Source organism: Lentzea sp. NBRC 105346 (genome assembly GCF_030269605.1).
Lineage (GTDB): Bacteria > Actinomycetota > Actinomycetes > Mycobacteriales > Pseudonocardiaceae > Lentzea.
Window position 1 is genome coordinate 22,800 of the sequence record NZ_BSTQ01000020.1, and the last position, 25,002, is coordinate 47,801.

At 67.9% G+C, this 25,002-nt stretch carries 24 protein-coding genes and 1 pseudogene; 10 read left to right on the plus strand and 15 right to left on the minus strand.

Going from position 1 to position 25,002, the window contains the following annotated elements:
- Positions 1-6: 6 nt before the first annotated feature.
- Together QSK35_RS34650 and QSK35_RS34655 are read right to left on the minus strand one after the other, a co-directional pair.
- Positions 7-684 carry a response regulator gene (locus QSK35_RS34650; protein WP_285751907.1) on the minus strand — a complete coding sequence of 226 codons (678 nt, stop codon included), beginning with the start codon at positions 682-684 and terminating at the stop codon, positions 7-9.
- Complete coding sequence (locus QSK35_RS34655) at positions 681-3,158, minus strand: DUF4118 domain-containing protein (protein WP_285751908.1); 2,478 nt, start codon at positions 3,156-3,158, stop codon at positions 681-683. Before QSK35_RS34655 ends, QSK35_RS34650 begins: the two co-directional genes overlap by 4 nt.
- A gap of 300 nt (positions 3,159-3,458) precedes the next feature.
- On the opposite strand from QSK35_RS34655, the gene QSK35_RS34660 reads away from it, so the two are divergent.
- The gene (locus QSK35_RS34660; protein ID WP_285751909.1) at positions 3,459-3,899 is read left to right on the plus strand and encodes a MarR family winged helix-turn-helix transcriptional regulator; all 441 of its coding nucleotides are present in this window, start codon (positions 3,459-3,461) and stop codon (positions 3,897-3,899) included.
- Between the two features lie 35 nt (positions 3,900-3,934).
- Here QSK35_RS34660 and QSK35_RS34665 read toward each other — a convergent pair whose 3' ends face one another.
- The 7 genes from QSK35_RS34665 to tig form a co-directional block, all read right to left on the minus strand.
- Positions 3,935-5,032 carry a DUF1700 domain-containing protein gene (locus tag QSK35_RS34665; RefSeq protein ID WP_285751910.1) on the minus strand — a complete coding sequence of 366 codons (1,098 nt, stop codon included), beginning with the start codon at positions 5,030-5,032 and terminating at the stop codon, positions 3,935-3,937.
- Positions 5,029-5,352 carry a PadR family transcriptional regulator gene (locus tag QSK35_RS34670; RefSeq protein ID WP_285751911.1) on the minus strand — a complete coding sequence of 108 codons (324 nt, stop codon included), beginning with the start codon at positions 5,350-5,352 and terminating at the stop codon, positions 5,029-5,031. The genes QSK35_RS34665 and QSK35_RS34670 overlap by 4 nt, the downstream gene beginning before the upstream one ends.
- A gap of 563 nt (positions 5,353-5,915) precedes the next feature.
- Positions 5,916-6,494 carry an RBBP9/YdeN family alpha/beta hydrolase gene (locus QSK35_RS34675; RefSeq protein WP_285751912.1) on the minus strand — a complete coding sequence of 193 codons (579 nt, stop codon included), beginning with the start codon at positions 6,492-6,494 and terminating at the stop codon, positions 5,916-5,918.
- Between the two features lies 1 nt (position 6,495).
- The gene (clpX, locus tag QSK35_RS34680) at positions 6,496-7,776 is read right to left on the minus strand and encodes an ATP-dependent Clp protease ATP-binding subunit ClpX (RefSeq protein ID WP_285751913.1); all 1,281 of its coding nucleotides are present in this window, start codon (positions 7,774-7,776) and stop codon (positions 6,496-6,498) included.
- 289 nt (positions 7,777-8,065) lie between these two features.
- A complete protein-coding gene (locus QSK35_RS34685; protein ID WP_285638614.1) occupies positions 8,066-8,695 on the minus strand; it encodes an ATP-dependent Clp protease proteolytic subunit in 630 nt (209 codons plus the stop codon).
- Between the two features lie 28 nt (positions 8,696-8,723).
- Entirely contained in the window at positions 8,724-9,308 is a 585-nt protein-coding gene (locus tag QSK35_RS34690) for an ATP-dependent Clp protease proteolytic subunit (protein WP_285752105.1), read from the minus strand.
- 135 nt (positions 9,309-9,443) lie between these two features.
- On the minus strand, positions 9,444-10,790 hold the full coding sequence (gene tig, locus QSK35_RS34695; protein ID WP_285751914.1) for a trigger factor: 1,347 nt from the start codon (positions 10,788-10,790) through the stop codon (positions 9,444-9,446).
- Positions 10,791-10,985: 195 nt separating this feature from the next.
- Here tig and QSK35_RS34700 point away from each other — a divergent pair, with 195 nt between their 5' ends.
- Positions 10,986-11,693, plus strand: a complete 708-nt coding sequence (locus tag QSK35_RS34700; RefSeq protein WP_285751915.1) for a hypothetical protein — start codon at positions 10,986-10,988, stop codon at positions 11,691-11,693.
- A 25-nt stretch (positions 11,694-11,718) separates the two neighbouring features.
- On the plus strand, positions 11,719-12,390 hold the full coding sequence (locus QSK35_RS34705; RefSeq protein ID WP_285751916.1) for a hypothetical protein: 672 nt from the start codon (positions 11,719-11,721) through the stop codon (positions 12,388-12,390).
- Between the two features lie 5 nt (positions 12,391-12,395).
- Here QSK35_RS34705 and QSK35_RS34710 read toward each other — a convergent pair whose 3' ends face one another.
- The 3 genes from QSK35_RS34710 to QSK35_RS34720 are packed head-to-tail and all read right to left on the minus strand — an operon-like array spanning position 12,396 to position 15,444.
- Positions 12,396-13,211: a carbohydrate ABC transporter permease gene (locus QSK35_RS34710; protein ID WP_285751917.1), complete on the minus strand. Its 816-nt coding sequence runs from the start codon at positions 13,209-13,211 to the stop codon at positions 12,396-12,398.
- On the minus strand, positions 13,208-14,179 hold the full coding sequence (locus tag QSK35_RS34715; RefSeq protein WP_502881762.1) for a carbohydrate ABC transporter permease: 972 nt from the start codon (positions 14,177-14,179) through the stop codon (positions 13,208-13,210). Before QSK35_RS34715 ends, QSK35_RS34710 begins: the two co-directional genes overlap by 4 nt.
- Positions 14,161-15,444 carry an ABC transporter substrate-binding protein gene (locus QSK35_RS34720; protein ID WP_285751919.1) on the minus strand — a complete coding sequence of 428 codons (1,284 nt, stop codon included), beginning with the start codon at positions 15,442-15,444 and terminating at the stop codon, positions 14,161-14,163. The genes QSK35_RS34715 and QSK35_RS34720 overlap by 19 nt, the downstream gene beginning before the upstream one ends.
- A gap of 437 nt (positions 15,445-15,881) precedes the next feature.
- On the opposite strand from QSK35_RS34720, the pseudogene QSK35_RS34725 reads away from it, so the two are divergent.
- Positions 15,882-16,052 (plus strand): annotated as a pseudogene (locus QSK35_RS34725) (LysR family transcriptional regulator); the annotation flags it as partial.
- Between the two features lie 78 nt (positions 16,053-16,130).
- On the plus strand, positions 16,131-16,787 hold the full coding sequence (locus tag QSK35_RS34730) for a substrate-binding domain-containing protein (protein ID WP_285752106.1): 657 nt from the start codon (positions 16,131-16,133) through the stop codon (positions 16,785-16,787).
- A gap of 4 nt (positions 16,788-16,791) precedes the next feature.
- On the opposite strand, the gene QSK35_RS34735 is transcribed toward QSK35_RS34730, so the two are convergent.
- Both QSK35_RS34735 and QSK35_RS34740 read right to left on the minus strand, forming a co-directional pair.
- On the minus strand, positions 16,792-17,670 hold the full coding sequence (locus tag QSK35_RS34735; RefSeq protein ID WP_285751920.1) for a helix-turn-helix transcriptional regulator: 879 nt from the start codon (positions 17,668-17,670) through the stop codon (positions 16,792-16,794).
- On the minus strand, positions 17,661-18,245 hold the full coding sequence (locus QSK35_RS34740) for a LuxR C-terminal-related transcriptional regulator (protein WP_285751921.1): 585 nt from the start codon (positions 18,243-18,245) through the stop codon (positions 17,661-17,663). The genes QSK35_RS34735 and QSK35_RS34740 overlap by 10 nt, the downstream gene beginning before the upstream one ends.
- A gap of 78 nt (positions 18,246-18,323) precedes the next feature.
- Between QSK35_RS34740 and QSK35_RS34745 the strand changes: the two genes are divergently transcribed.
- Entirely contained in the window at positions 18,324-19,865 is a 1,542-nt protein-coding gene (locus tag QSK35_RS34745; RefSeq protein ID WP_285751923.1) for a hypothetical protein, read from the plus strand.
- On the opposite strand, the gene QSK35_RS34750 is transcribed toward QSK35_RS34745, so the two are convergent.
- Positions 19,850-20,842 carry a LacI family DNA-binding transcriptional regulator gene (locus QSK35_RS34750; protein WP_285751924.1) on the minus strand — a complete coding sequence of 331 codons (993 nt, stop codon included), beginning with the start codon at positions 20,840-20,842 and terminating at the stop codon, positions 19,850-19,852. The two genes, QSK35_RS34745 and QSK35_RS34750, sit on opposite strands and share 16 nt — an antisense overlap.
- Before the next feature lie 96 nt (positions 20,843-20,938).
- On the opposite strand from QSK35_RS34750, the gene QSK35_RS34755 reads away from it, so the two are divergent.
- Genes QSK35_RS34755 through QSK35_RS34770 form a run of 4 tightly spaced genes read left to right on the plus strand, consistent with a single transcriptional unit; the run spans position 20,939 to position 24,997 of the window.
- On the plus strand, positions 20,939-22,207 hold the full coding sequence (locus tag QSK35_RS34755; RefSeq protein WP_285751925.1) for an ABC transporter substrate-binding protein: 1,269 nt from the start codon (positions 20,939-20,941) through the stop codon (positions 22,205-22,207).
- The gene (locus QSK35_RS34760) at positions 22,204-23,073 is read left to right on the plus strand and encodes a carbohydrate ABC transporter permease (RefSeq protein WP_285751926.1); all 870 of its coding nucleotides are present in this window, start codon (positions 22,204-22,206) and stop codon (positions 23,071-23,073) included. Before QSK35_RS34755 ends, QSK35_RS34760 begins: the two co-directional genes overlap by 4 nt.
- The gene (locus tag QSK35_RS34765) at positions 23,070-23,876 is read left to right on the plus strand and encodes a carbohydrate ABC transporter permease (RefSeq protein ID WP_285751927.1); all 807 of its coding nucleotides are present in this window, start codon (positions 23,070-23,072) and stop codon (positions 23,874-23,876) included. The genes QSK35_RS34760 and QSK35_RS34765 overlap by 4 nt, the downstream gene beginning before the upstream one ends.
- Positions 23,877-23,890: 14 nt before the next feature.
- Entirely contained in the window at positions 23,891-24,997 is a 1,107-nt protein-coding gene (locus QSK35_RS34770) for a glycoside hydrolase 5 family protein (protein ID WP_285751928.1), read from the plus strand.
- Positions 24,998-25,002: the final 5 nt, after the last annotated feature.

Genomic DNA, 25,002 nt, shown 5'->3' on the forward strand with positions numbered 1-25,002 from the left:
ACTTCGTCAGAGCTCGAAGCGATAGCCCATTCCGGGCTCGGTGAGCAGATGCCGCGGCCGGGCGGGGTCCGGTTCCAGCTTGCGCCGCAGCTGCGCGAGGTACACCCGCAGGTAGTGGGTCTCCTTCGCGTACGCGGGACCCCACACGTCCTGGAGCAGCTGTTTCTGCGCGACGAGCTTGCCGCGGTTGCGCACCAGGATCTCGAGCAGTCCCCACTCGGTGGGCGTCAGGTGCACCTCGGCGCCGTCCCGCAGCACCTTCTTCGCCGCCAGGTCGACCACGAACGACGACGTCTCGACCACCGGCTCGTCCACCGCGCCGACCGCCGACCTGCGCACGGCCGCGCGCAGCCGGGCGAGCAGCTCGTCCATGCCGAACGGCTTGGTCACGTAGTCGTCCGCGCCGGCGTCGAGCGCCTCGACCTTGTCCGTCGAGTCGGTGCGCGCGGACAGCACGATGATCGGCACGGTCGTCCAGCCGCGCAGCCCGGCGATCACGTCCACGCCGGAGATGTCCGGCAGGCCGAGGTCGAGCACCACGACCTCCGGCTTGCCGTCGGCGGCCAGGCGCAGCGCCTCGTTGCCGGTCGCCGCAGTCTGCACCTCGTAACCGCGGGCGGACAGGTTGATCCGCAACGCCCGCAGGATCTGCGGTTCGTCGTCGACCACCAGGACCTTCGTCATTCCTTCTCCTCGCAGGCGGGCATCGAGATGACGACCGTCAGCCCGCCGCCCGGTGTGTCCTCGGCCCTGATCTTGCCGCCCATCGCCTCGGTGAAGCCCTTCGCCACGCTCAGCCCCAGCCCGACACCGCTCGCGGCGGCCCCCAACCGTTGGAACGGCACGAAGATCTCCTCCGCTGCACCGCGCGGCAGCCCCGGCCCGTGGTCGACGATCCGCAGCTCCACCACCGAGGCGTGCTCGGACGCCCGCACCGTCACCGGCCCGGCTCCGTGCCGCAGCGCGTTGTCCACGACGTTGGCGATCACGCGTTCCAGCAGTCCGATGTCGGCACGGATCAACGGCAGCGACTCGGGCACGTCGACCGCGACGTCGCCCAGTCCGCGCAACGCCAGCGCCACCACCTCGTAGCAGGCGACCTCGCGGAACACCGGCTCGACGGCCCCGGTCGCCAGGCGGGACGAGTCGAGCAGGTTGCCGACCAGCCCGGTCAGCCGGTCCGCGGACTCCTCCACGGTCTCCAGCAGCTCGGCGATGTCCACTGTGGACAGCGGGAGCGACGGGTCGCGCAGGCTGCCGACCGCCGCCTTGATCGACGTCAGCGGCGTGCGCAGGTCGTGCCCGACGGCCGAGAGCAACGCGGTGCGCAGCTCGTTGCGCGACGCCCGCCGCTCGGCCTCGGCCGCCTGGTCGGCCATCCGCTGCTGGCGCAACGCGAGCAGCGCCTGTCCCGCCGCCGCTTCGAGCACGCGGCGGTCCGACGCGGGCAACGACCGTCCGCGCAACGCGAGGTGCACCTCCGGCGTCACGGCCACGTCGACGTCCGCGTCGTCCGGATCGGCGCTCGGCTGCGCGCCGACGCCAGCGACGCGCCGCCACCCGCCGTCGGAGCGCTCCAGCAACGCGGCCGAGCCGACGCCGAAGTTCTCGCGGACGTCGTTCAGCAGCCGCGCCAACGGATGCGGATGCGTCAAGACCGTGCGCGCGTACGACGCGAGCAGCGTCGCCTCCGTGCGCGCTCTCGCCGCCTGCTCCGCCAGCCGCGCGGCGCGGTCGACCACCAGTGCCACCGACACCGCCACGATGATCATCGCGACGAACGTGACGACGTTCTCCTGCGCGGCGATCGTGAGCGTGTAGTACGGCTCGGTGAAGAAGAAGTTCAGCAGCAACGCGCTCAGCAGTGCGCCGGTGAGCGACGGGCCGAGGCCGCCGACGATCGCGACGACCAGCGTCACCAGCAGGTAGCCGATCACGTTCGTGGACAGGATCAGCTGGTCGCGGAAGGTGACGCCGGCGAACGTCACCAGCGCGGGTCCCAGCACCGCCAGCGCCCAGCCGGCCAGCAGTCGCGACCGGCGCAACGGGCTCGGTTCCCCCCGTCCCCGCCAGCCACCCCCCGCCTCCTCGTGCGTGACCATGTGGACGTCGATCGCGCCGGAATCCCGCACGACCGCCGCGCCGATGCCCCCGGAGAACAACCGGGAGCGCCGGGTCGTGCCGAGGACGAGCTGCGTCGCGTTCACGCCACGCGCGAACTCCAGCAGTGCCGTCGGGACGTCGTCGCCCACCACGGTGTGGAACGTGGCGCCGAGGTCCTCGGCGAGCTTGCGGCACCGGGAGATCGACTGCGGATCCGCGCCCGCGAGCCCGTCCCCTCTCAACACGTGCAGCACCAGGAGATCGCCGCCCGCGCGCGTGGCGATGCGCACGGCGCGGCGGATCAGCGTCTCGCTCTCCGGCCCACCGGTGACGGCGACGACGACGCGTTCGCGGGTCTCCCAGGTGTCGGTGATGTCCTGCTCGGCCCGGTACCGCCGCAGCGCCTCGTCGACCTGGTCCGCCACCCAGAGCAGGGCCAGCTCGCGCAGCGCGGTCAGGTTCCCGACGCGGAAGTAGTTGGCGAGCGCGGCATCGACCTTGTCGGCGGCGTAGACGTTGCCGTGCGCGAGCCGGCGCCGCAGTGCCTCGGGCGTGATGTCGACGAGCTCGACCTGTTCGGCGCGCCGGACGATCTCGTCCGGCACCGTCTCCCGCTGGGTGACGCCGGTGATCCGCTGCACGACGTCGTTCATCGACTCGAGGTGCTGCACGTTGACCGTCGACAGCACGTCGATTCCCGCGTCGAGGAGCTCCTCGACGTCCTGCCACCGCTTGGCGTTGCGCGAACCGGGCGCGTTCGTGTGCGCGAGCTCGTCGACGATCGCCACCTGCGGTCTGCGTGCGAGCACGGCGTCGACGTCCAGTTCCGTCAACTCGACGCCGCGGTGCCGCGTGCGCCGCACCGGCACGGCTTCCAGCCCGGCGAGCAGCTCGGCCGTCTTCGCCCGGCCGTGCGTCTCGACATAACCGACGACGACGTCCGTGCCGCGGCCGCGCCGCCGGTGCGCCTCGCCGAGCGCGGCGAAGGTCTTGCCGACGCCGGGCGCCGCGCCGAGGTAGATCCGCAGCTCCCCGCGTCTCGTGGTGGCATTCACGTGATCAGTGTGCCCGCCGCAGGAGGAGTAGTCCGATCAGCGGCATGCAGTACTCCTCTCACTTCACCACGATCTACGCCCCATGCCTCCGTTCGGGTTGCAATGATCTACGCTTAACGCTGTTTACCTGCAGATTTGCGCTGATCTGACGCGCGGCGTGACGTTACTCTCCCCTCACTGGTCCAGGCGGCATCCAATCGGGCGATCGGCAATTGGCGGATAGCGCGCGGAGCGTAAATAGGGGAAAGTTCCAAGGTTCGTGTCCCAATTCGGACAATCACATGCGCGTGCGGAGAAACGATGCCCACCACCGTCACCAACCACGAAGCCTTGCAACTCGTGGTGGCCGTGCACCGGCTGGTGCGAAGTCTTCGACAGGCCGCGCCGGCCCGTCGATTGCAACCCACTCAGTTATTGGTGCTCTCCGAGCTGAGCGCTCACGGCCCGATGCGGATCGGTGAGATAGCGGTACGTGCGCTGTGCTCGCAGCCGACCGCGACCACGGTCGTGACCAGCCTGGAGTCCAGCGGCCTCGTCCGGCGAGAACCGGATGCGGCCGACGGAAGGGCCACTATCGTCGCGCTCACGGAACTCGGTCGCGACACGATCCTGTCGCTCGCTCACGGCGAAGCCGAACTGTTGGGTGAAAGAATGGCCGAACTTTCGCCGGACGACAGAGAATTGCTGCGTTCGGCCATGCCGATATTGCGGCAACTGGCCGAACCCAGCGAAAGCAGGTAGAGAGCGGGGCCCCCGACCGGCCCCGCTCTCTTGTTTCACTTGCTGGGTGACGGCGGCGCCACTGACGACGACGAAGGCGGTGCCGACGACGACGTAGGCGGCTCGGACGACGCCGGTGGCGGCTGGGAAATCGACGGCGGGATCGTCACACACTGCCCGTTCTGCCAGTCGATCTTCGGCCGCGGATATTTGTTCGCCGGGATCACCGGCTCGGCGTTCGGACAGCGCTGCCCGCCAACGTCCGGCGCGTTGATCGCCTTGCCGTCCTGGTCGAACAACAGCACGCCCTCGAGCGGCTTCCCGTTCGAGTCGAACGGATAGATGTTCTCGTAACGCTCCTGGTAGACCTGGTACGACGGATACGAGTTGCTGGACAACCGCACCGAGTCCGCCGCGATGTCGATCAACCCAAGAATGACCGCCGCAGCAAGCGCGCTGGCAGGCAACGTCACCCACAACCACCGCCGGTCGCTCTTCGACTTGGGCCCGCCGTAAAACGCCGCTGCCGCAAGCGCCACCACCAGCACGAACGCCAGCAGGTCCCGCCGCGTCATCAACACGGCCGCGAGCACCAGCAACAACGTCCGCAGCAGCCACCAAGCGGGCTGCAACGAGCGCAGGTACGCGAGCGCCTTCCCAGCAGGCGTGTCCACCGGCTGGTTGAGCAGCTCCTTGGCCTTCTGCACCTCCGGCAGCGCCCGAACCTTAGCCAGCTCCGGCCCCTGCTCGTGAATCAGCGCGAACGAGAGCGCCAGCACGATCGCGGGCAGAATCAGCGGTTCTGGATCCCGCACCGACACGGTCCCCGCAAGCACCGTGAACACCACGGCCGCAGCAAACCCCCACACCGCGATCCGCGACTTGGTCAGCTTGCCAGTGATCTTGTGCTTCTTGATCACCTCGGTCCGAGCCGGATACCCAGCCGCAGTCCGCAACTCCTGGGCATACGCCTCAGGCGACCCAAGCCGCTGCTCGAGCGTCTCCCCTTCGCCAAGCTCGGCCGCGATCTCCGAGACGTGCGCCTCGACATCCTCCATGATCTCCGCGACCTCGGCCGGCGGCAGGTCCGCGAGCGCCGCGCGCATCCCGGCCAGGTAGCCCTCCACCCCGAGCCGCGCCTGCTGCGTGTTCATGCGACCTCCCCGAGCAGGCCGTTCAACGTGCTCGCGAACGACCGCCACGTCTTCCCCGACTCGGCCAGGCGCACCCTGCCCGGCTCGTTGATGCTGTAGTACTTGCGGTGCGGGCCCTCTTCGCTGGGCACCACGTACGAGGTGAGCAAACCAGCGTTGTAGAGGCGACGCAGCGTGCCGTACACGGACGCGTCACCCACGTCGTTGAGCCCCCCGCTACGCAGCCTCCGCACCACGTCGTAGCCGTACCCGTCCTCCTTGCGCAGCACGGCAAGGACGGCGAGGTCCAGCACCCCCTTCAAGAGCTGACTAGTGTCCATCCACTCACTCCCCGCTGTTGTGCCGTGGACACTACTACGCAATCCACAGTACTGTCGAACGCGTAGTGCCGCCCGTAACCGAGTCGAGATTTCGCAGGTGGACGAGCGTCAGGCATAGGGGCTCGAACCCCAGGCCCGCGCGCAGCGCGCAAAACCCCCAGGTGGTGGGCCCCTCCCGTCGCATCGCAGGCGAACGCCCTGCCGCATCCGAGACCCCAGGTCAAGCACGCTTTTCGCTTGACCTGGGGTCTCGGATGTGGCTGCCTCAGGTGCGATGCGACGGGAGGGGCACACCACCCCAACGCAACCCACTACGAAACCGGACCACCCAGGGCCCCTCTTTGAGCTGAGCCGGGGTCCGGGGCGGAGCCCCGAGCACGAAAGCCACCGCGTCAACACAAACGCAACCCACCACGAAAGCCGCCGCGTCAACACAACAGGCAGCCACAACCCAGGAGCCGGAGACAAGTAGGGCCAGGCTGGGGGCGCCGAGGCACGGGAACGTACAACTCAGGGGTCGGGAACGTAGGACTCACGGGTCCGGAACGTAGGACTCGCGCCGGCTAGCGAGGCGTGAGCGGCGTACGCGAAGACCGGACCCACTTCAAAACCGCAGGCCAAGCCCCATACCCGGCATCAGTGTTGATATGCCCGGCCCCAGGCAGCACATCAACCGTAATCCGCAACGCCTCAGCCAGAGACTTGGCATCGGCAAGCGAGCAGTACGGATCCCCATCCCCCACCACGAGCCGAGTCTCACGCGCGGCGCGACGCAAACCATCCGGGTCCAGCGGCGGAGGCAGGAACGACTTGAGCGCAGGCTCCGGATGATCCAAAGCCGGAGGCGCCACCAACAACACCCGATCAACCTGCCGGGCAACCTCACGACCAGCGTGATGCAGCCACAGATGGCACCCGAGCGAGTGGGCCACCACCACCCGTTCAACACCGCGCGGGGCGGCCTCAAGATGGTTGGAGAGCTCGTCCAGCCACACCCCGAGCTCCGGAGCGTCCGGCGAACTGAACGTCGGATAGTCGACCTGAGCGCCGTGGCGGGCGAGTTCGCCCGCCAGCCAGCTCTGCCAGTGCTCCGGACCCGAACCGGTCCACCCGTGGATCAGGAGCACATGCGGCAGCGACACGTCAGGCGGACTTCTCGCGACGCTCCCGGCGCGAAGGCTGGCGAGCCACGATCGTCGGGTTCACGTTTTCCTTGACCGTCTGCTCGGTGATAACGACCTTGGCCACGTCACTGCGGCTGGGAATGTCGTACATCACCGGCAGCAGGACCTCTTCCATGATCGCCCGAAGCCCACGAGCACCGGTACCACGGAGAATCGCCTGGTCGGCGACCGCCTCAAGAGCGGTCTTCGTGAACTCCAGCTCCACGCCGTCCATCTCGAACAGCTTCTGGTACTGCTTGACCAGCGCGTTCTTCGGCTCGGTCAGGATCTGGACCAGCGACGGCTTGTCGAGGTTCGTCACCGAGGCGACCATCGGCAGGCGGCCGATGAACTCGGGGATCAGGCCGAACTTGATCAGGTCCTCGGGCATCGAGTCGGCGAAGAAGTCCGCCGCGTCGATCTCGGCCTTCGTGCGCACCTCGGCGCCGAAGCCGAGGCCGCGCTTGCCGACCCGGTCCTGGATGATCTTCTCGAGGCCCGCGAAGGCGCCCGCCACGATGAACAGGACGTTCGTCGTGTCGATCTGGATGAACTCCTGGTGCGGGTGCTTGCGGCCGCCCTGCGGGGGCACCGACGCCGTCGTGCCCTCCAGGATCTTCAGCAGGGCCTGCTGCACGCCCTCGCCCGACACGTCGCGGGTGATCGACGGGTTTTCACTCTTCCGAGCGATCTTGTCGACCTCGTCGATGTAGATGATCCCGGTCTCGGCGCGCTTGACGTCGTAGTCCGCGGCCTGGATGAGCTTGAGCAGGATGTTCTCGACGTCTTCACCGACGTAGCCGGCCTCGGTCAACGCGGTCGCGTCGGCGATGGCGAACGGCACGTTCAGCATCTTCGCGAGCGTTTGGGCCAGATAGGTCTTGCCGCATCCGGTGGGGCCGAGCATGAGGATGTTCGACTTCGCCAGCTCGACGCCGTCGTCACGGCCCTCGCGCCCGCGGTCACCTGCCTGGATGCGCTTGTAGTGGTTGTAGACGGCGACGGAGAGGGTCCGCTTCGCGTCGCTCTGCCCGATGACGTACTGGTCGAGGAACTCGTGGATCTCGGCGGGCTTCGGCAGCTCGTCGAGCTTCACGTCGCCGGCTTCGGCCAGCTCCTCCTCGATGATCTCGTTGCAGAGATCGATGCACTCATCGCAGATGTAGACGCCGGGGCCGGCGATGAGTTTCTTTACCTGCTTCTGGCTCTTTCCGCAGAAAGAGCACTTCAGCAAGTCGCCGCCGTCACCGATACGCGCCATGACCGCTGACCTATGTCCCCTCCGGCACACACCTGCTGAGTGCGCCTGACTGACTTGCTGTGGCATGTCCCACTGGGTGTGGGTCCCGCCTGTGTTCTCCTGACGGTACCTGGCCGACCCCGCTCAGCGGGAGGACCAGCGTCCCCCCGACACGCCGACGATGCCAGTAAACCGTGTCGATCGGCGTGTCGGATGGGCCGTTCGTGGGGTCTGGGGTGTCCCCGGACCAACACGGGCGGCGGGGCGAGGCGAGCGCTCTTCGCGAGCACACCCCGCCCCTCCGCCGTCCTCAGGATTTGGCTGAGAGCTTGCGGTACGGCAACACGGAGTCCACGATGCCGTATTCCTTGGCCTCCTCCGCCGTGAGGATCCGGTCGCGCTCGATGGACTCGCGGACCTCCTCGGCGGTGCGGTTCGTGTGCCGCGCGAGGGTGGTCTCCATGAGCCGGCGGACGCGCTGGATCTCGTTGGACTGGATCTCCAGGTCGGAGACCTGACCGTACGCGCCCTCCATCGAGGGCTGGTGGATGAGGATCCGGGCGTTCGGCAGCGCGTGCCGCTTGCCGGGCGTGCCGGCCGCGAGCAGCACGGCCGCGGCCGAGGCGGCCTGGCCGAGGCAGTACGTCTGGATGTCCGGGCGGACGAACTGCATGGTGTCGTAGATGGCCATCAGCGAGGTGAACGAGCCACCCGGCGAGTTGATGTACATCAGGATGTCGCGGTCCGGGTCCTCCGACTCGAGGACCAGCAGCTGCGCCATCACGTCGTTGGCCGAAGCGTCGTCAACCTGCACGCCGAGGAAGATGATGCGCTCCTCGAACAGCTTGTTGTACGGGTTCGACTCCTTCATGCCGTAGCTCGTGCGCTCGACGAAGGACGGCAGCACGTAGCGGGACTGCGGCGCGTGGAACTGGCTCACTTGATGTCTCCTACTGGTGTGCGGCCGGTCAGTTGTTGCTGTTGCCCACCGAGGCCCTGGTGACGACCTTGTCCACGAAGCCGTACTCCAGTGCCTCCTGCGCGGTGAACCAACGGTCGCGGTCCGAGTCGGCGATGATTCGCTCGACCGGCTGACCGGTGTGCTCGGCGATCAGCTCGGCCATCTCGCGCTTGGTGCGCGTGAGCATGTCCGCCTGGATCGCGATGTCCGCGGCGGTACCACCGACGCCGGCGGACGGCTGGTGCATGAGGATCCGGGCGTGCGGCAGCGCGTGCCGCTTGCCGGGAGCACCCGCGGAGAGCAGGAACTGCCCCATCGACGCCGCCAGGCCCATCGCGTACGTGGCCACGTCCGGCTCGATGAGCTGCATCGTGTCGAAAATGGCCATGCCCGCGGTGACCGAACCACCGGGCGAGTTGATGTAGAGCGTGATGTCCTTCTCGGGGTCCTCAGCGGCCAGGAGCAGCAGCTGAGCGGTGATCTGGTTGGCGATGCCCTCTTCGACCTGGGATCCCAGCACGATGATCCGCTCGCGGAGCAGCCGCTCGTACACCGAGTCGGTGAGGTTCATCCCCGCGGTGGCCGACCGCATCTCGGGCGTCGGGAAGGAGTGCTGCGTCACGGTTGCCTGCCTAACTCCAATGGAAAGACTCTGAATCTCTGACAACGACCCTAACGAAAGCAGGCGGCGTCTTCGTCCCGACACCGCCTGCGTTCGCTCAGGGCTTTACTCCTGGTCGCCCGCGTCCTGCTTGGACTCACCGAAGAGCTCGTCGAGGTCGAGCTTGTTGCCCGACTCGTCGGTCACCGTGGCCTGGCGCACGACCGACGCCAGCGCCTTGCCGCGGCGCACGTCGGCGAAGATGGCGCCGAGCTGGCCGGACTGCTGGGCCCGCTGGACGTACTCGTCCGGGCTGATGCCGAAGCGCTGGGCCTGGTAGATGATCCGCTCGGTGAGCTCGGCGTCGGTGACGTTCAGCTGCTCGGCGTCCGCGATGGAGTCCAGCACCAGCTGGGTCTTCACGGCCTGCTCGGCGGCCTTGCGCAGCTCGGCGTCGAACTCCTCCTGGGTCTGGCCCTGCTCGGCCAGCCACTCGGCGAACTTCGCGTCGTCGTGCTCGAACGCGTGCACGGCGTCGTGCTTACGGGCGTCGACCTCGCCCTGGACGATGGCCTCGGGCAGCGGGACCTCGGTGGTCTCCAGCAGCGCCTCGAGGACCTTGTCGCGGGCCTGCACGCCCTGCTGCATCTTCTTGACGCGGCCGAGGCGGGTGCGCAGGTCGCCCTTCAGCTCGTCCAGCGTGTCGAACTCGCTGGCCAGCTGAGCGAACTCGTCGTCGAGCTCGGGGAGCTGACGCTCCTTGACCGTGTTCAGGACCACGGACACCTCGGCCTCGCGGCCGGTGTGCTCGCCGGCGACCAGCGTGGTGGTGAAGGTCTTGGTCTCGCCCTCCGACGCGCCGATCAGGGCGTCGTCGATGCCCTCGACGAGCTGGCCGGAGCCGATCTCGTAGGACAGGCCGGTGGTGCGGGCCTCCTCGACCTCCTCGCCGTCGACCGTGGCGGACAGGTCGACGATGACGAAGTCACCGGTCTCGGCCGGGCGCTTGACGCCGGTCAGCGTGCCGAAGCGGGCGCGGAGCTCGTCGAGCTGCTTGTCGACGTCCTCGTCGGTCACCTGCTGCTCGTCGACCGTGACGGACAGCTCACCGAACGCGGGGACGGTGATCTCGGGACGCACGTCGACCTCGGCGGTGAACGCCAGCGTCTCGCCGTCCTCGATCTTGGTCACCTCGAAGTCGGGACGACCGAGGGTGCGGACCTCACCGCTGTTGACGGCCTCCAGGTACTTGGCCGGGATGGCCTCCTGGATGACCTCGTCGAGCACGGGGGCCCGACCGATGCGGCTCTCCAGCACGCGCGCGGGCGCCTTGCCGGGCCGGAAACCAGGGATGCGGACCTGCTTGGCGAGCTTCCGGTACGCGCGGTCGAAGTTCGACTTGAGCTCGTCGAACGGCACCTCGACGTTGATCCGGACCCTCGTCGGGCTCAGGTGCTCGACGGTGCTCTTCAACGTGGACTCCTCGATACGAACAGGACGTGCGGAACAGCCGGTACCGCCAGTTGGGGCGCGCCGGATTCCGGACGAGTCTAGGCGAGACCCGCTGTGTGACCGCCGCCACCCCTGCCTGACAACAGGTAAGGGCTCCTCGGGAGACCGCCGAGTCGATACGGTCGAACGACGATCACAACGAATCTGGGGGATTCGATGTCACGCCTGATCGCGGCGGCGGCTGCCGCTGCCCTGCTGACGACCATCATCGCTGTGCCGGCCCAAGCCGGCGAGGACTCGAGAGCCACCACCGTCCTCTACTCGCTCCACCTGGATCGACCGATGTCGCGCGAAGAGGTCCGGCTGGACGCCACCGCAGACCATCCGGCCGACGAGTACCGCGGCACTCTCGAGACCGGCTTCACGAATGCCCACCCCGGCTGGAACCTGAAGCTGGCCCACGCCGACGGGTCCGGCGTCACCGGCATCGCCCGGCACACCAGCGTGGATGCCGCCGCGTTCGCCGGCACGACCCTGTCGCTCAGCGACGACCACGGCGAGTTCCTCGTGCTCGGCAAGCTGACGAACTCCGTGTTCTGCGCGCTCACCGGCGGCGAGGACCGCGTCCGGGAGAGCGCCGGCCTGAAGCTGTTGCTGCGCAACGCGAACGGTGTCCTGGAAGAGGTCGACGCGGGCGTCGAGACGCACGACATGCCCGCCGTGGCGGCCGGTGACTCGCCGTGGCAGGAGCCGCGTGCGACCAAGGTCTACCTGACCAAGGCCACTCGAGGCCTCGTCGCGGACTACCTTCCCGGCGACTACCGCCAGGTGACCGGCCGCTTCCTGATGATCGACCAGACCGACGCGGACGGCCGATCCCACACGTTCACCTTCCTCGTCGGAGTCGTCGCCTGCCAGGGCTGACCGTCAACACCTCTGGGGTAGTCACATGAAACGCACGATCACCGCCGCGCTCACCACGGGCGCCGCACTGCTGTCGCTCACCGCTCCGGCCCTCGCGGGCGGGAGCGGTGCCGCGACCTCCGCCCCCTACCTGCTCGGCGAGGAGGGCGTCGCCGTGGCGGCTTCCGCACCCGGCGAGCTGGCCGAGTACGCGGAGGCGTCGCGCAGCGGCATCGCGCAGTCGCTGCCCGGCTGGCGCGTCGACCTGACCGACGCGCACGCGGTTGCCGCCGTCACGACCGGGAAGACCCAGGCGGGCTCGTCCGGCCGGTTCGCGCTGACCGACATGTCGGCCAACGGCTGGTCGGCGACGCCGTTCCTGGTGGTCGACTTCCCGGAGCACGCGGTGTCCTGCACGCCCGATGGTCCACATCGGACTGAATCGGGCACTCCGGACGTGTCGGTACGGCGCGAGCACCTGACGAAGGTCGACCCGTCCGCCGGGGCCGTCACCATCGACGGCGTCGGCTCCGGTGACGGCAAGAGCCGTGGTTCCGCGAAGATCGAGGTGACCCCGGTGCAGTCGGCCCGGCAGCTGGCCGGCTTCCCGAAGTTCGCCCGCTTCACTGAGGCGGCCGTGACCGGATATCGCGTGACGATCACCGAGCACGGCACCGCGCACACGTTCCTGGTGGGAGCGTCCGCGGCGAGCTGCTGACGGATTCAGCCCTTGGTGGCGCCGCCGGTCAGTCCCTTCACGAACTGCTTCTGCAGAGCCAGGTAGAAGATCAGGACGGGGAGGGTGGCGAGCGCCATCAGGGCGAACACGCTGCCCAGATCGGCCTGGTACTGCCCGATCGACCGGTAGATGCCGGTGGTGATGGTGGTCCCCTGCGACGGCCCGAGGATGATCAGCGGGTCGATGAAGTCGTTCCAGATCCACACACCCAGGAAGATCATCACCGAGGCCGTGGCCGGCCGCAGCAGCGGGAACACGATGCGCCAGAACACCTGCGACCGCGACGCCCCGTCGAGCACCGCCGCCTCCTCCAGCTCCACGGGCACACCGCGGATGAAGCCGGTGAAGACGAACACCCCGAACGGCACGTAGTAGCCGACGTTGAACAACACCAGGCCCTGCAGCGTCGCCATGAGACCGGCGATGCGCAGCACGTCGGAGATCGGGATCAGGATCACCTGCGGCGGGATCATCAAGCCCGCCAGCAGGACCAGCGTCAGCACCCGCGTCCACGTCCGGCGCGTGCGCGCCAGGTAGTGCCCGAGCATCGCGGACAGCACGATCAGCACGATCACGGACAGCACGGTCACCACGATGCTGTTCGTGAGCGACACCCAGAACAGCTGGTCCGGCCGGGTCAGCACCGAGACCACGTTGTCCAAAGTGGGCGGTACCGGCAGCGTCGCGGGCGACGACGCGATCTTCCCGCCCTGCTTGAACACGTTGACCAGCACCAGGTACAGCGGCACGAAGAAGATCGCGCCCACGACCAGCGCCACCGAGGGGCGTACCCACCTCACAGGTCGACCTCCCTGCGCTGCAACAGCTTCAGCACGACCGCGGTCACCACGGCGACGATCAGCAGCATCACGATGGCCATCGCCGAGGCGTAGCCGACGTGGTTGGCGTCGAACCCGGTCGCCAGCACGTTGAACGCGATCGTCGCCGTGGCACCGGCGCCGGGGCCGCCGTTGGTGATCACCTTGACGTAGTCGTAGGTCTTGAACGCGGAGATGAGCAGCACCACCGTGTTGATCGTCAACGACGGCGCGAGCAGCGGCCACGTGACCGCGCGGAACCGGCGCACCGGCCCGGCGCCGTCGATCTGCGCGGCCTCCAGGAGCTCCTGGGGCACGCCCTGCAGCCCCGCCAGGTAGACCACGACACAGAACCCGAGCATCTGCCAGCACACGATGGACGCCAGCGAGTAGAGCGCCACGTCCGGGTCGGACAGCCAGCCCGGCGGGTTCTCGACACCGAGGAACCGCAGGAAGGTGTTGAGCGGCCCCTCGTTGTCCAGCAACCGCGACCAGATGATGCTGACGACCACCGAGCTGAGGATCACCGGCGTGAAAAACACGCTGCGCAGCGCGTTGTAGAGCCAGCCGGGCCGGTCGAGCAGCAGCGCGACGCCGAGGCCGAGCGCGTTGGGCACCACGACGACGATCACGGTCAGGATCGACGTGACCTTCAGCGCGGTGAGGAACTCCTTGTCCTGGAACAACAGGAAGTAGTTCTCCCAGCCGACGTAGGAGATCGGCGGGTTGAACGGGTTGTAGTTCGTCAGGCTGTACCAGAACGAGATGACGATCGGCGCCAGCACGAAGCAGACGTAGATCAGCACGCCGGGCGCGCCGAAGGACAGGAAGTGCCAGACCTTCGGCCACACGTGCCGTCGTCTGTGCGGAGCCGGTGGTACGGGGCGGGGTACGCCGGAGGAGGTCGGCGCACCCCGCTCTTTCAGTTGCGTCAACGCGCCTTGTTCCATTCCGTGTCGAGGAACGCGGCCACGTCCGCAACGGACTTGCGTCCGGTGATGAGGTCCTGCGCCGCCTGGTCGACCTTGTCGGTCATGCCGGGCAGCAGGCCGTCGTCCGCGGTCTCCCAGCGGAACGTGTGGACGACGGCGTTCTCCTTGACGGCGTCCTCATACAGCTTGTACCCGGCCTTGAAGACGGGGCCCGTGTCGGCGGGCGGCGTGTAGCCCTTGATCGCCGGGAACAGCCCGTCCGCCTTGACCGACTGGTCGAGCTGCGTCTTGTCGAGCTGGAACGCGAGCGCGAACTTCTTGGCGGCACTGAGGTTCTTGGCGTTCGCGCTGACGATCATGCCGCCGCCGGTGTAGGCGGGGACGATCAGCTTGCCGTCGGCGGTCGGGAAGTTGAAGACGCCGATGTCGAACGCGGGCTTCTTGGTGTCGGCGTTGGCCGCGAACCAGTTGCCCATCGGGTACATCGCACCCTTGCCGTCGAGGAACGCCTGCTCGGTGGCGGCGTAGTCCCGCGACACGCTGGCCTTGTCGATGTAGCCCTTGTTGGCGAGGTCCGCGAACTTGGTCAGCGCGGCCTGGAAGTCCGCGTCCGCGAACTTGACCTTGTCCTCGCGGCGCTGGGTCATCCAGTCCTTGTTCTTGCCGTAGAGGTCGGTGCTCACGATGCCCGCGAGGATCATCGACGACGCGAAACCGTCCTTGCCGCCGCCGATGACGAACGGCGTGGTGCCCTTGGCCTTCAGCTTCTCCGCCGCCGCCAGCAGCTCGTCCCAGGTCTTGGGCTCGCCGGTGACCCCGGCGTCCGCGAAGAGCTTCTTGTTGTAGTAGATCGGCGGGATCGTCTGGGTGTTCGCGGGCAGCTGGAAGTACTTGCCCTTGATCGGGTTGGCCGTCGGGAACTGGAAGTCCTTGAGCTCGTCGGGGTTCCACGCGTAGAGCTCGCCGGCCTCGGCGAAGCCCGCGGGTGTCACGGCGATCATCACGTCGGGGAACTGCCCGGACTGCAGCAGCTGCTTGGCGTACGCGGTCCGGCCGTCCGCGGTCGGGGCGACCAGCTTCTTGACCTTGATCTCCGGGTGCTTGTCGGTGACCCGCTTGATCGCCGCGTTCCAGTAGTCGGGCGTGAGGTTCGGCGTCTCGAAGGTGAGGAAGCTGATCTCCTCACCGCCCCCGGAGGTCCCGCCCGCGTCGCTCTTGACCTGACAGCCGGCGAGCCCGACGGCGAGCAACACCGCCGCGGTGAGCGTTGCAACCCTTTTCATGGCCCGAACTCCTCTGTTCGTGACACCTGTCACCCCAACCGGGTGGATTGCATCCGATGTCTAGGCCACTGTCAACGGCCTTTTGCCCCTCTGAGGGGTGAGTTCGGCCGGAGACCTCCGATCTGTGCTGCGTCGATCACGCTGCCCAACCGACCAACTACGCACCGTCGTTCAGCCGAGCAGAGATCACTCATTCGGCCTAACAAAGTCGCTGTGGACACCTGTCGAAATTGCCTAGTATTGGGTGAACCAGCTCCGCCGTAACAAAGGGATGAGTACGAACGAGACATCGTCGTCAGAGTTCTCTCACGACCGCCGTGGACAAGGTGACGACGAGTTGAAGGCCGCAGTTCCGCTACTCATCCCACTGCGATGTTGACGTTGTGACGGCACGCGACATCGAGGACCGCACCGCATCGCACCGTTGGGGCACATACATGGAGACACGCCAACTTCTAGCGTTCACCACCGTGGTTCAAACCGGCAGCTTCACCAAGGCCGCAGCGCAACTCAATTGCTCTCAGCCCACTATCACGACACGCATCAAGGCACTCGAGGAGGGACTCGGAGTAACACTATTCCGAAGACTCCCCCGGGGTATCCAGATGACATCGGCGGGTGTCGAACTGCTGCCCTTCGCGCGAAACATCATCAGCCTCACCGAAAAAGCGCGAAAAGCCATAACGATGAACGGCGAACCACATGGAAAAGTCGTCATCGGCTCCGCTCAGAGTCTGACCGACTACCGTCTGTTACCGCTGATCGAGTACATGTGCTGGCGATACCCCAGCGTCCAGCTGTCGCTGCACTCCCGGAACGCGCTGAGCAACCTCGCGGCGGTCCGCGACGGCCACCTCGACTGCGCGTTCTTCGTCGGCCCCATCGAGCCGCGTGACGGTCTGGAGACCACCGTGCTCTGCCCCGAGCCGATGGTGCTGGTGAGCGGTCCGAACCACATGCTGACGCAACGCTCGGAGATCACCGACGACGAGCTCACCCGGTGCACGGTCATTCGGGCGGAGAACGGCGCTTCGTATCACGAGCTGTTCGAACAGGCCCTCGGCCTGGACGATGCGGAAAGCCGCACGCCCCAACTGGAACTCGACTCCGTGGACGCCGCGAAACGCGCGGCCGCCGCCGGTCTCGGCGTGGCGTTGATGCCCGAGGTCGCCGTGGCCGCCGAACTGGCCGACGGCCGGTTGGTGCGCCTGCCGTGGTCGCCGCCGTTCCGCGTCTACACGCAGTTCGGGTGGCGCCAGGACAACTCGACCAACCCCGCGATCACCGCACTCGTGTCCGCCGCCGCCCAGGTGGTCAGCGACCAGGTCGCCTCGCTCACCTGAAGTTTCACAACCAGCCGCGGCGGGCCGCCTCGACACCCGCCGCGAACCTGGACTCGACGCCCAGCGTCGCGAGGATCGTGGCCACATGTCGGCGCACGGTCCGCACGTTGATGCCGAGCGCACGGGCGATCGCCGCGTCCTTGTGCCCGGCGGCCTGCAACTCCAGCACCGCCATCTCCTTCGGCGACAACGGGTTCGCCGAATCGAGCGGCCCGCCGCGCTCCCACACCAGCTCGAACCAGGTCCGCAGCACCTGCACCAACGCCGGCGCACGCACCAGCAACGCCCCGGACGAAAGCCGCACCAGTGCGACGTCGTCCCCGATCCGCAGCGCGGCGAGTGAGCCCGGGAAGAACCGCTGCTCCTCCCCCAGTTCCCGCGATGCCTCGATGATCTGCCGCCCCAGCGGGCTGCGCAGACACGAGCTCGCGTAGACGACGCGGTACCGCACACCAGGCGCGGTGTTGGGCGTGAGCGGCAACGGCACGGACGTCAGCGACGGATCGTGTGTGGCGAGAGCGAACTCGCAGGCGTCGGCCCGAGCCCGGATCAGCACCTCGCTCGCGGTCCGCTTGATCGCCTGCGGATCGGTGAGCACCTCGAACTCACCCGCGGGCAGGTCGTCCTCGTGCATGGCCTCGAGCAGGGCATTGCGCACCACGGCCTGACGTTCGGCGAGGTCGGCGGCGAACCGCGCCAGCAGCCCGTCGCACACGACCTCCGGCAGCACCGCCACGACCATCCCCGGATGACACGGGCTGCGGGTCGCCAGACCGGCGGCGAGCAGCTCGGCGGACGACGGACCGGCGGGCTGCGGACCCGAAGTCACCAACCGCCGGTACAGCGCCTCGGCCGAAGGTGAGACGCCCAGGCTCACAGCCATCCCCTCCGCGCGGCCTCGACGCCGGCGGCCAGCCGGGTGTCCGCACCCAGCTCGGTCATGATCGCCGCGATGTGGGCACGGACCGTGCGGATGCTGCGCCCGGTGGCCGACGCGACGGCCGCGTCGTCGAGACCGGCGGCCATCAGCTCCAGGATCTGGTCCCGCAGGGGCGCTGTGGCGCGGTCCCACAACTGGCCGAACAACTCCGCCATCCCGGCCGCGAGGCCGGATCGGACGAGCAGTCCACGCTCCGGCGACCATGCTAGGAGAGCGCTCTCACGATCCGCGACGCGCAGCAGCACAGGAAGCTGTTCGCGCAGGACGCGATGTCCGACCGGCTCCTCGGAGGGGAACCACGCGGGCAGCACGTCGAGCACCTCCTCCGCGTCCAGCAGTGAACGAGACGCGGCGAGCACGTCGGTCACGAAATCCACGTCGGACGAAGCCGGCGCGGTTGGCTTGCGGCGCAACGAGTTCAGCTCGGTCACGGCCGCGAGGAGCTCCGCGTGCGCCCGCATCGTGGCGTCGTGGGTATCGGCCAGAAGGGTGCCGAACGCCTGCAGCTTCATGCTCATGTCCACCTTTGCGCTTGTGCGGCCGGCGGGCGGTACGCATGGATTGGTCTACACCAAGCAGCCTTGGGAGGACACCACATGCTCGCCGTTGTGGCCGCACTGCTCCTGTCGAGCGCCCCGATCGTCAGCCCGGCCCACTCCGGGCCCGCACCAGAGGCCCACCAGTACCGGATCGGGATCCAGCAGCAGAAGCGCGCGGTGGCGACCCTGACCACGCATGTCGTGGCCCGGACCGGCAAGCCGGTGGAGAACACCGGGCACGCGATCAACATCAGAACCGGCGACGGCGACTTCCTCTCGTTCGACGGCGACACGGCCAAGACGCAATTGGAGCCCGGCACCTACGACGTCAGCGTGTTGTCGGTGACCACGGCCGCGGACGGCGCCACGGAGATCGCGGCGGTGACGAACCGCCAGGTCGAGGTGACGGCCGGCGGCGGCGAGACGACGGTCGACGCCCGCCCTGCGAGGCCGGTGACCGCGAAGGTCGACCGGCCGGGCGCGACCGTCGTCGATTCCTCGGTGACCGTGGCGGGCATCGCGGCCGACCAGGGCCTGGTGAACACCTACTTCACCGGGGCGAAGGGGCGCGTGTTCGCGGTGCCGAACAAGCCGGTGCCGGACCGCAAGCAGGTGTTCGTCTACCGGCCGACGCTGGGCGGGCCTGGGCTGCGCTACCACCTGGTTCACGTCAGTGAATCCCTGCCCGATGCGCCGGTCTACTACACGCCGGACCGGAAGCTCGCGCGGTTCGACACCACGTACTACGCGCAGGGCCTGGCCGTGAAGGGCACCGAGGGCAACAACGGCCAGCCCGCGGCCGTGCCCGGTCTGTCCTTCTTCCGGTTCGTGGACCTGGACTTCCCGTCCGCACGCACCGAGTACTACACCGCGGACCCGAGCGTGACGTGGCTGAACTTCCGCGCCCTGGGCGGCGAGTCCGCCTACACCCGCACCCCCTTCACGCCGGGCCGGAGCCGGTCGACCTGGTTCCGCCCGCCCGTCGGCGTGGCGTGGGGCTCGATCACGCGCAGCGGTGACCAGTTGAACGTGAACGTGCAGCCGTTCGCGCCGTCCGACGGCAAGCGCTATCCCAACGCGTTCGGCGCCGGTGACCCCGGCAAGACCGTGCTGTTCAAGGACGGCAAGGAGATCGGCGCCGCCGAGACCGTCGGCACCGCGGACTTAACGCTGCCGCAGGGGCCGGGCACGTACACGTTGCGCACCAGCGGAACGCGCGAAGTCGACTACTCCAACCTCAACACGACCGTGGTCGCCGAGTGGACCTTCACCGACGTGCCGAAGGCGCTCATCAGCCTCGGTGTCAACGGGCTCAGCCGACTGGGCCAGGTCCGCACCGGCAGCAACCACGAACTGACGTTGGCCGCCGACCCACAAGCGGGTACGACGGTCACGCCGGCAGGTGTTCCCTCGCTGGAAGTCTCGTACGACGACGGCAAATCATGGCGGCGTGTCTCCGTCGGGTGGGGCGCGCAGCGGGGGAACGCCTGGCTGGTTGAGCCGGACGCGAAGGGGTTCGTCTCACTGCGGGTGTCGGCGAACTTCACCGACGGCTCGAAGTTCACCGAGACCCTGATCCACGCCTACGAGCTGATCTGAGCCGTGCTGGCCCGCGGGACCAGCACGGGCGTGGTGTCCTCGGTGTCCGTCGGCCGGGCACCGGACAGCACGGCCAGCAACGCCCGAGCCGCCCTGGCGCCGAACGCGAACGTGTCGCGCGTCAGGGCGGTGAGCGGCGGGTGGATCAGGCGGCACAGCGGTGAGTCGTCGAAGGCCACAATGGACAGTTCGGCGGGCACCGCGACGCCCAGCTCCGCCGCGACACCCGCTCCCGCCACGGCCATCACGTCGTTGTCGTACACGATGGCGGTGGGCCGTTGCGCGCCGGTGAGCAGCTCACGGGTCGCGGCGGCTCCGCGTTCGTCGGTGTAGTCGGCGGACACGATCACCCCGCCCGGAGCGGCGGCTTGGAAGGCGGCGTCGCGGCGTGCGGTGTGCAGCAACGACGGCAGCCCGGCGACGCGCGCGATCCGCTTGTGCCCCAACGAGAGCAGGTACGACACCACGGAGGTCATCGCCTTGGCGTCGTCCGCCCACACGGACGTCAGGTTGCCGTGATGGCCGGCGCCACCGACCACCACCGCGGGCAGGCCCAGCGACTCGACCAGCGGCACGCGCGGGTCGTCGACGCGTAAGTCGACGAGGAACACCCCGTCGACGCGGTGTTCGGCCCACCACCGCCGGTACAGCTCGATCTCGGCCTCGTGCGAGTCGACCACCTGCAACAACAACGCCATCGACAGCTCGGCCTGGATCCCCGCGATGAGCTGGAAGAAGAACGACTCCGCGCCCAGCGTCCGCGCCGGCCGTGCCAGCACCAGCCCCACCGCGTCGGCCGAAGCGGACGACAGCGCGCGGGCCGTGGACGACGGCCGGTACCCCAGTGAAGACGCCACCGACAGCACCCGCTCGCGGGTCGCGTCGGACACGCCGGGCCGCCCGTTCAGGGCCAGCGAGACCGCCCCCTTGGACACGCCCGCACGTGTGGCGATGTCCTTGATCGTCGGGCGTTTCACGGGGAGTCACCTGTCCTGTTCCAGACAACAAGTCGATCGGAGGGTAGCTAGAGATAAACCGGTTTAGCTACGTTCCCGGCCAGGAGGTGGCAGTCAATGGAGACGACGCGGCGGACGTTCCTCATCGGCTTGACGACCCTCCCCCTCGCGGGGTGCGGGCTGGGTGGCCAGCAGCAGGGCGGTGGTGCGGTCACCGGCGAGATCAAGGGCGAGATCACGTTCCAGACCTGGGCGTTGAAGCCCAAGTACACCGACTACGTCAACGGCGTGGTCGAGGCGTTCCAGAAGCAGCATCCGGGCACGACCGTGAAGTGGGTCGACCAGCCGGCGGACGGGTACCTGCAGAAGGTCATGGCCGACGCGTCGGCGGGCAGCCTGCCCGACGTGATCAACGTGCCGCCCGACCTCAGCTTCCCGCTGGCCAAGAAGGGCCAGCTGGTGAACCTCGACGAGGCGCTGAAAGAAGCCAAGGGCGACTACCTGGAGAACGCCTGGACCGCGTTCGAGATCCCCGGCAAGGGCGGCTGCTACGGCTTCCCGTGGTACCTCAACACCGGGCCGATCTTCTACAACAAGGCGCTGTTCCAGCAGGCCGGGCTCGACCCGAACAAGCCCCCGACGACGTTCCAGGAGCTGGAGCAGCAGGCGGTGCAGCTCGCCCAGCGCACCAAGGTACCCATGCTCGCCCAGACGCCGACGATCGTCGACTTCGCGTTGTACGGCGTGAAGCTGCTCAGCGACAACGGCGAGTCGTTCGTGTTCAACGAACCCAAGGGCGTCGAGTTCCTGGAGACCGCCAAGCGGATGTACGACGCCGGCGCCTTCGTCCCCGAGGCGCTCACCCAGAACTACACCGGCGCGGGCGCGAAGTTCATGGCGCAGCAGACCGCACTGCAACCCGGCAGCGCCTACGACCTCGGCAAGTTCAAGACCGACGCGCCGTCGTTGTACGCGAACATCGGCATCGCCAAGCCCATCACGAACACCGGGCACGCCGCGATGTTCCTGCACGGCGTGAGCGTTCCCTCGTCGTCGAAGAACAAGCCGACGGCGCTGGCGTTCGGCCGCTTCGTGACCAATGCGGAGAACCAGCTGAAGTTCGCCAAGCTGGCCACGATCTTCCCGTCCACCAAGGGATCGATGAACGACCCGTACTTCACCACCGAGGACGGCACGGACGAGGCGCGCGTGCGCGTCGCGGCGGCCAAGCAGCTCGGTGACGCGGTCAACTACACGCCCGTGCAGTTCAGCTCACAGATGCAGGAGACGCTGCGCCAGCAGGTCGCGGACGTGATGCTCGGCAAGAAGCCGGCGAAGCAGGCCCTGGACGAGACTGTCGCCGAATGCAACCGGCTGCTTAAGTGACGCACCGCCCGTACACGCCGTGGCTGTTCCTGTTGCCAGGACTGGCCGTCGTCCTCATGTTCACCATGTTCCCGTTCCTGAACATGATCGTGCTCGCGTTCACCGACGCGGACGCGCTGGGCGGCGGTCAGTTCACCGGTGTGGACAACTTCCTGCGGATGACGCAGGACCCGAAGTTCTGGACCGCGGTCCGCAACAGCTTCCTGTACCTGTGCGGTGTGGTGCCTCCGTTGGTGCTGCTGCCGTTGCTGCTCGCGATGCTGGTGCGCAGGAAGGTTCCGGGCATCACCTTCTTCCGCACCGCGTTCTTCACGCCGGTGATCGCCTCGGCGGTCGTCGTCGGCCTGATCTGGACGTGGCTGCTGGACAGCCGGGGCCTGGTGAACAACGTCGTCGAGACGCTCGGCGGTACGCCGATCCCCTTCCTGACCGACTCCACGTTGCTGCTGATCAGCGCGATGCTGGTGACGGTGTGGAAGGGCCTCGGCTACTACATGATCATCTACTTGGCGGCGCTGGCGAACGTGCCGAACGACCTGCACGAGGCCGCGCAGGTCGACGGCGCCGGTCCGGTCCGGCGGTTCTTCAGCGTCACCGTGCCCGCGCTGCGGCCGACCATGGTGCTGGTCGCGGCGCTGTCCGCGGTCAACGGGTTCCGCGTGTTCGCCGAGATCTACCTGCTGTCCGGCGGGTCCGGCGGGCCGGGTGGCGCGTCGACCACGCTCGTGATGCTCATCCAGCAGACCGGTACCGGGCTCACCGGTGAGGTCGGCTACGCGTCCGCGTTGTCGTTGATCCTCTTCATCGTGACGCTCGGGCTGTTGCTGATCACGTTGCGGCTCAACCGGAAGGAGGATGCCCTGTGAAACTTCTTGGCCGGTACGTGTTGTTGCTGGGAGTCTTCGCGCTCACCATCGGGCCCTTCCTCTGGCAGCTGTCGACGTCGCTGAAGGGACCGGGTGAGGACGTCTACCGGCCGGACTTCGTGCCGTCGGACCCGACGCTCGCCAACTACGCCGGCGTCGCGGAGGTCGTGCCGGTGTGGACGTTCGCGGCGAACTCCCTGCTGGTGGCCCTCGTCAACGTTGTCTGCAACTGTCTGGGCGCCGCGATGGCGGGATATGCGCTGGCGCGGTTGAAGTTCCGCGGGCGACGGTTGGCGGGCCTCGTGTTCGCGGCGTCGATCCTGGTGCCGTTCGAGACGATCCTGATCTCGCTGTTCCTCGTGATGCGCTCCCTCGGGCTGACCAACACGCTGACCGCGGTGGTACTGCCCGGTTCGATCGCCGCGCTGAACGTCCTGTTGCTGCGCAACGCCTTTCTCGCCCTGCCCGGTGAGGTCGAGGAGGCGGCGATCATCGACGGCGCGAACGCGTGGCAGCGGTTCGTGCGGATCGCGCTGCCGTCCGTGCGCGGGACGCTGGTGGTCGTCGCGCTGTTCTCGTTCATGTTCAGCTGGGACGACTTCCTGTGGCCGCTGGTCGTGCTGAGCGACCCGGACAAGTACACGCTGACCATCGGCCTGGCGTACCTGCAGGGCACGTTCTTCCAGAACCAGCGGCTCGTCGCCGCGGGGACGATCATCGCCGTCGCGCCCCTCATCCTGCTGTTCCTGTTGTTGCAGAAGCACTTCTTCCGAGGTGTGGGCGAAGGTGCCCTGAAAGGCTGAACATGCGCTTTGGCGTGAACTACACCCCGTCCGTCGGCTGGTTCCACCACTGGCTCGACTTCGACCTCGACGACGTCAAGGCCGATTTCGCGGCGATCGCCGGACTGGGCCTCGACCACGTGCGGGTGTTCCCGCTGTGGCCGGTGTTCCAGCCCAACCGCGGTCTGGTCCGTCCGCGGGCGATCGAGCAGCTGCGGTCGATGGTCGACGCGGCCGCCGAGCAGGGCCTCGACGTGCAGGTCGACGCCTTGCAGGGCCACCTGTCGAGCTTCGACTTCTACCCGTCGTGGGTGCAGACCTGGCACAAGCGCAACATGTTCACCGATCCCGAGGCGATCGAGGGGCAGGCGTTCTACGTCCGCACACTCGCATCCGCCTTGCAGGACAAGCGGAACTTCCTCGGGCTGACCCTGGGCAACGAGGTCAACCTGCTCACCGAGTCGCACCCGTGCACGTCCGACGAGGCCGGGGCGTGGATCGACACGCTGCTCGAGGCGGCCGGCCCCGGCGCGGTGCACTCGGAGTACGACGCGGTCTGGTACGAGGACGATCACCCGTTCCTGCCGGAGCACGCGGCGCGCAAGGGCGCGATGACGACCGTGCACTCGTGGGTGTTCAACGGCACCGCCCAGCGGTACGGGCCGATGAGCGTGGAGAGCGTGCACCACGCCGAGTACCTGGTGGAGCTGGCGAAGGCGTGGGCCGTCGATCCGGCGCGGCCGGTGTGGCTGCAGGAGGTCGGCGCGGCCCAGCCCGAGATCAGTGCGGAACAAGCTCCGGAATTCGCGGAGCAAACGCTTGCGAACGTGCTGACGTGCGGTGATCTATGGGGCGTTACGTGGTGGTGCTCGTTCGACGTGAGTAGGTCTCTGGTCGACTTCCCGGAACGCGAGTACGAACTGGGGTTGATGACGAGTGAGCGCAAGGTGAAGCCGCTGGGCGAGGTGATCGCGCGGTTCGCGGCCGGCACTGCGTCCAATTCTTTGGGCCACGAGCCGGCGATGCGGACGCCTTTGAAACTGCCGGGCAAACGGTCCGCGTGGGGACCCGGCGGAGTGTTCTTCGACGAGTGGATGAGCCTCGCGCGCGATGGCGTGCGCGCGTCGATCGAGCTGGGGTGAGGACG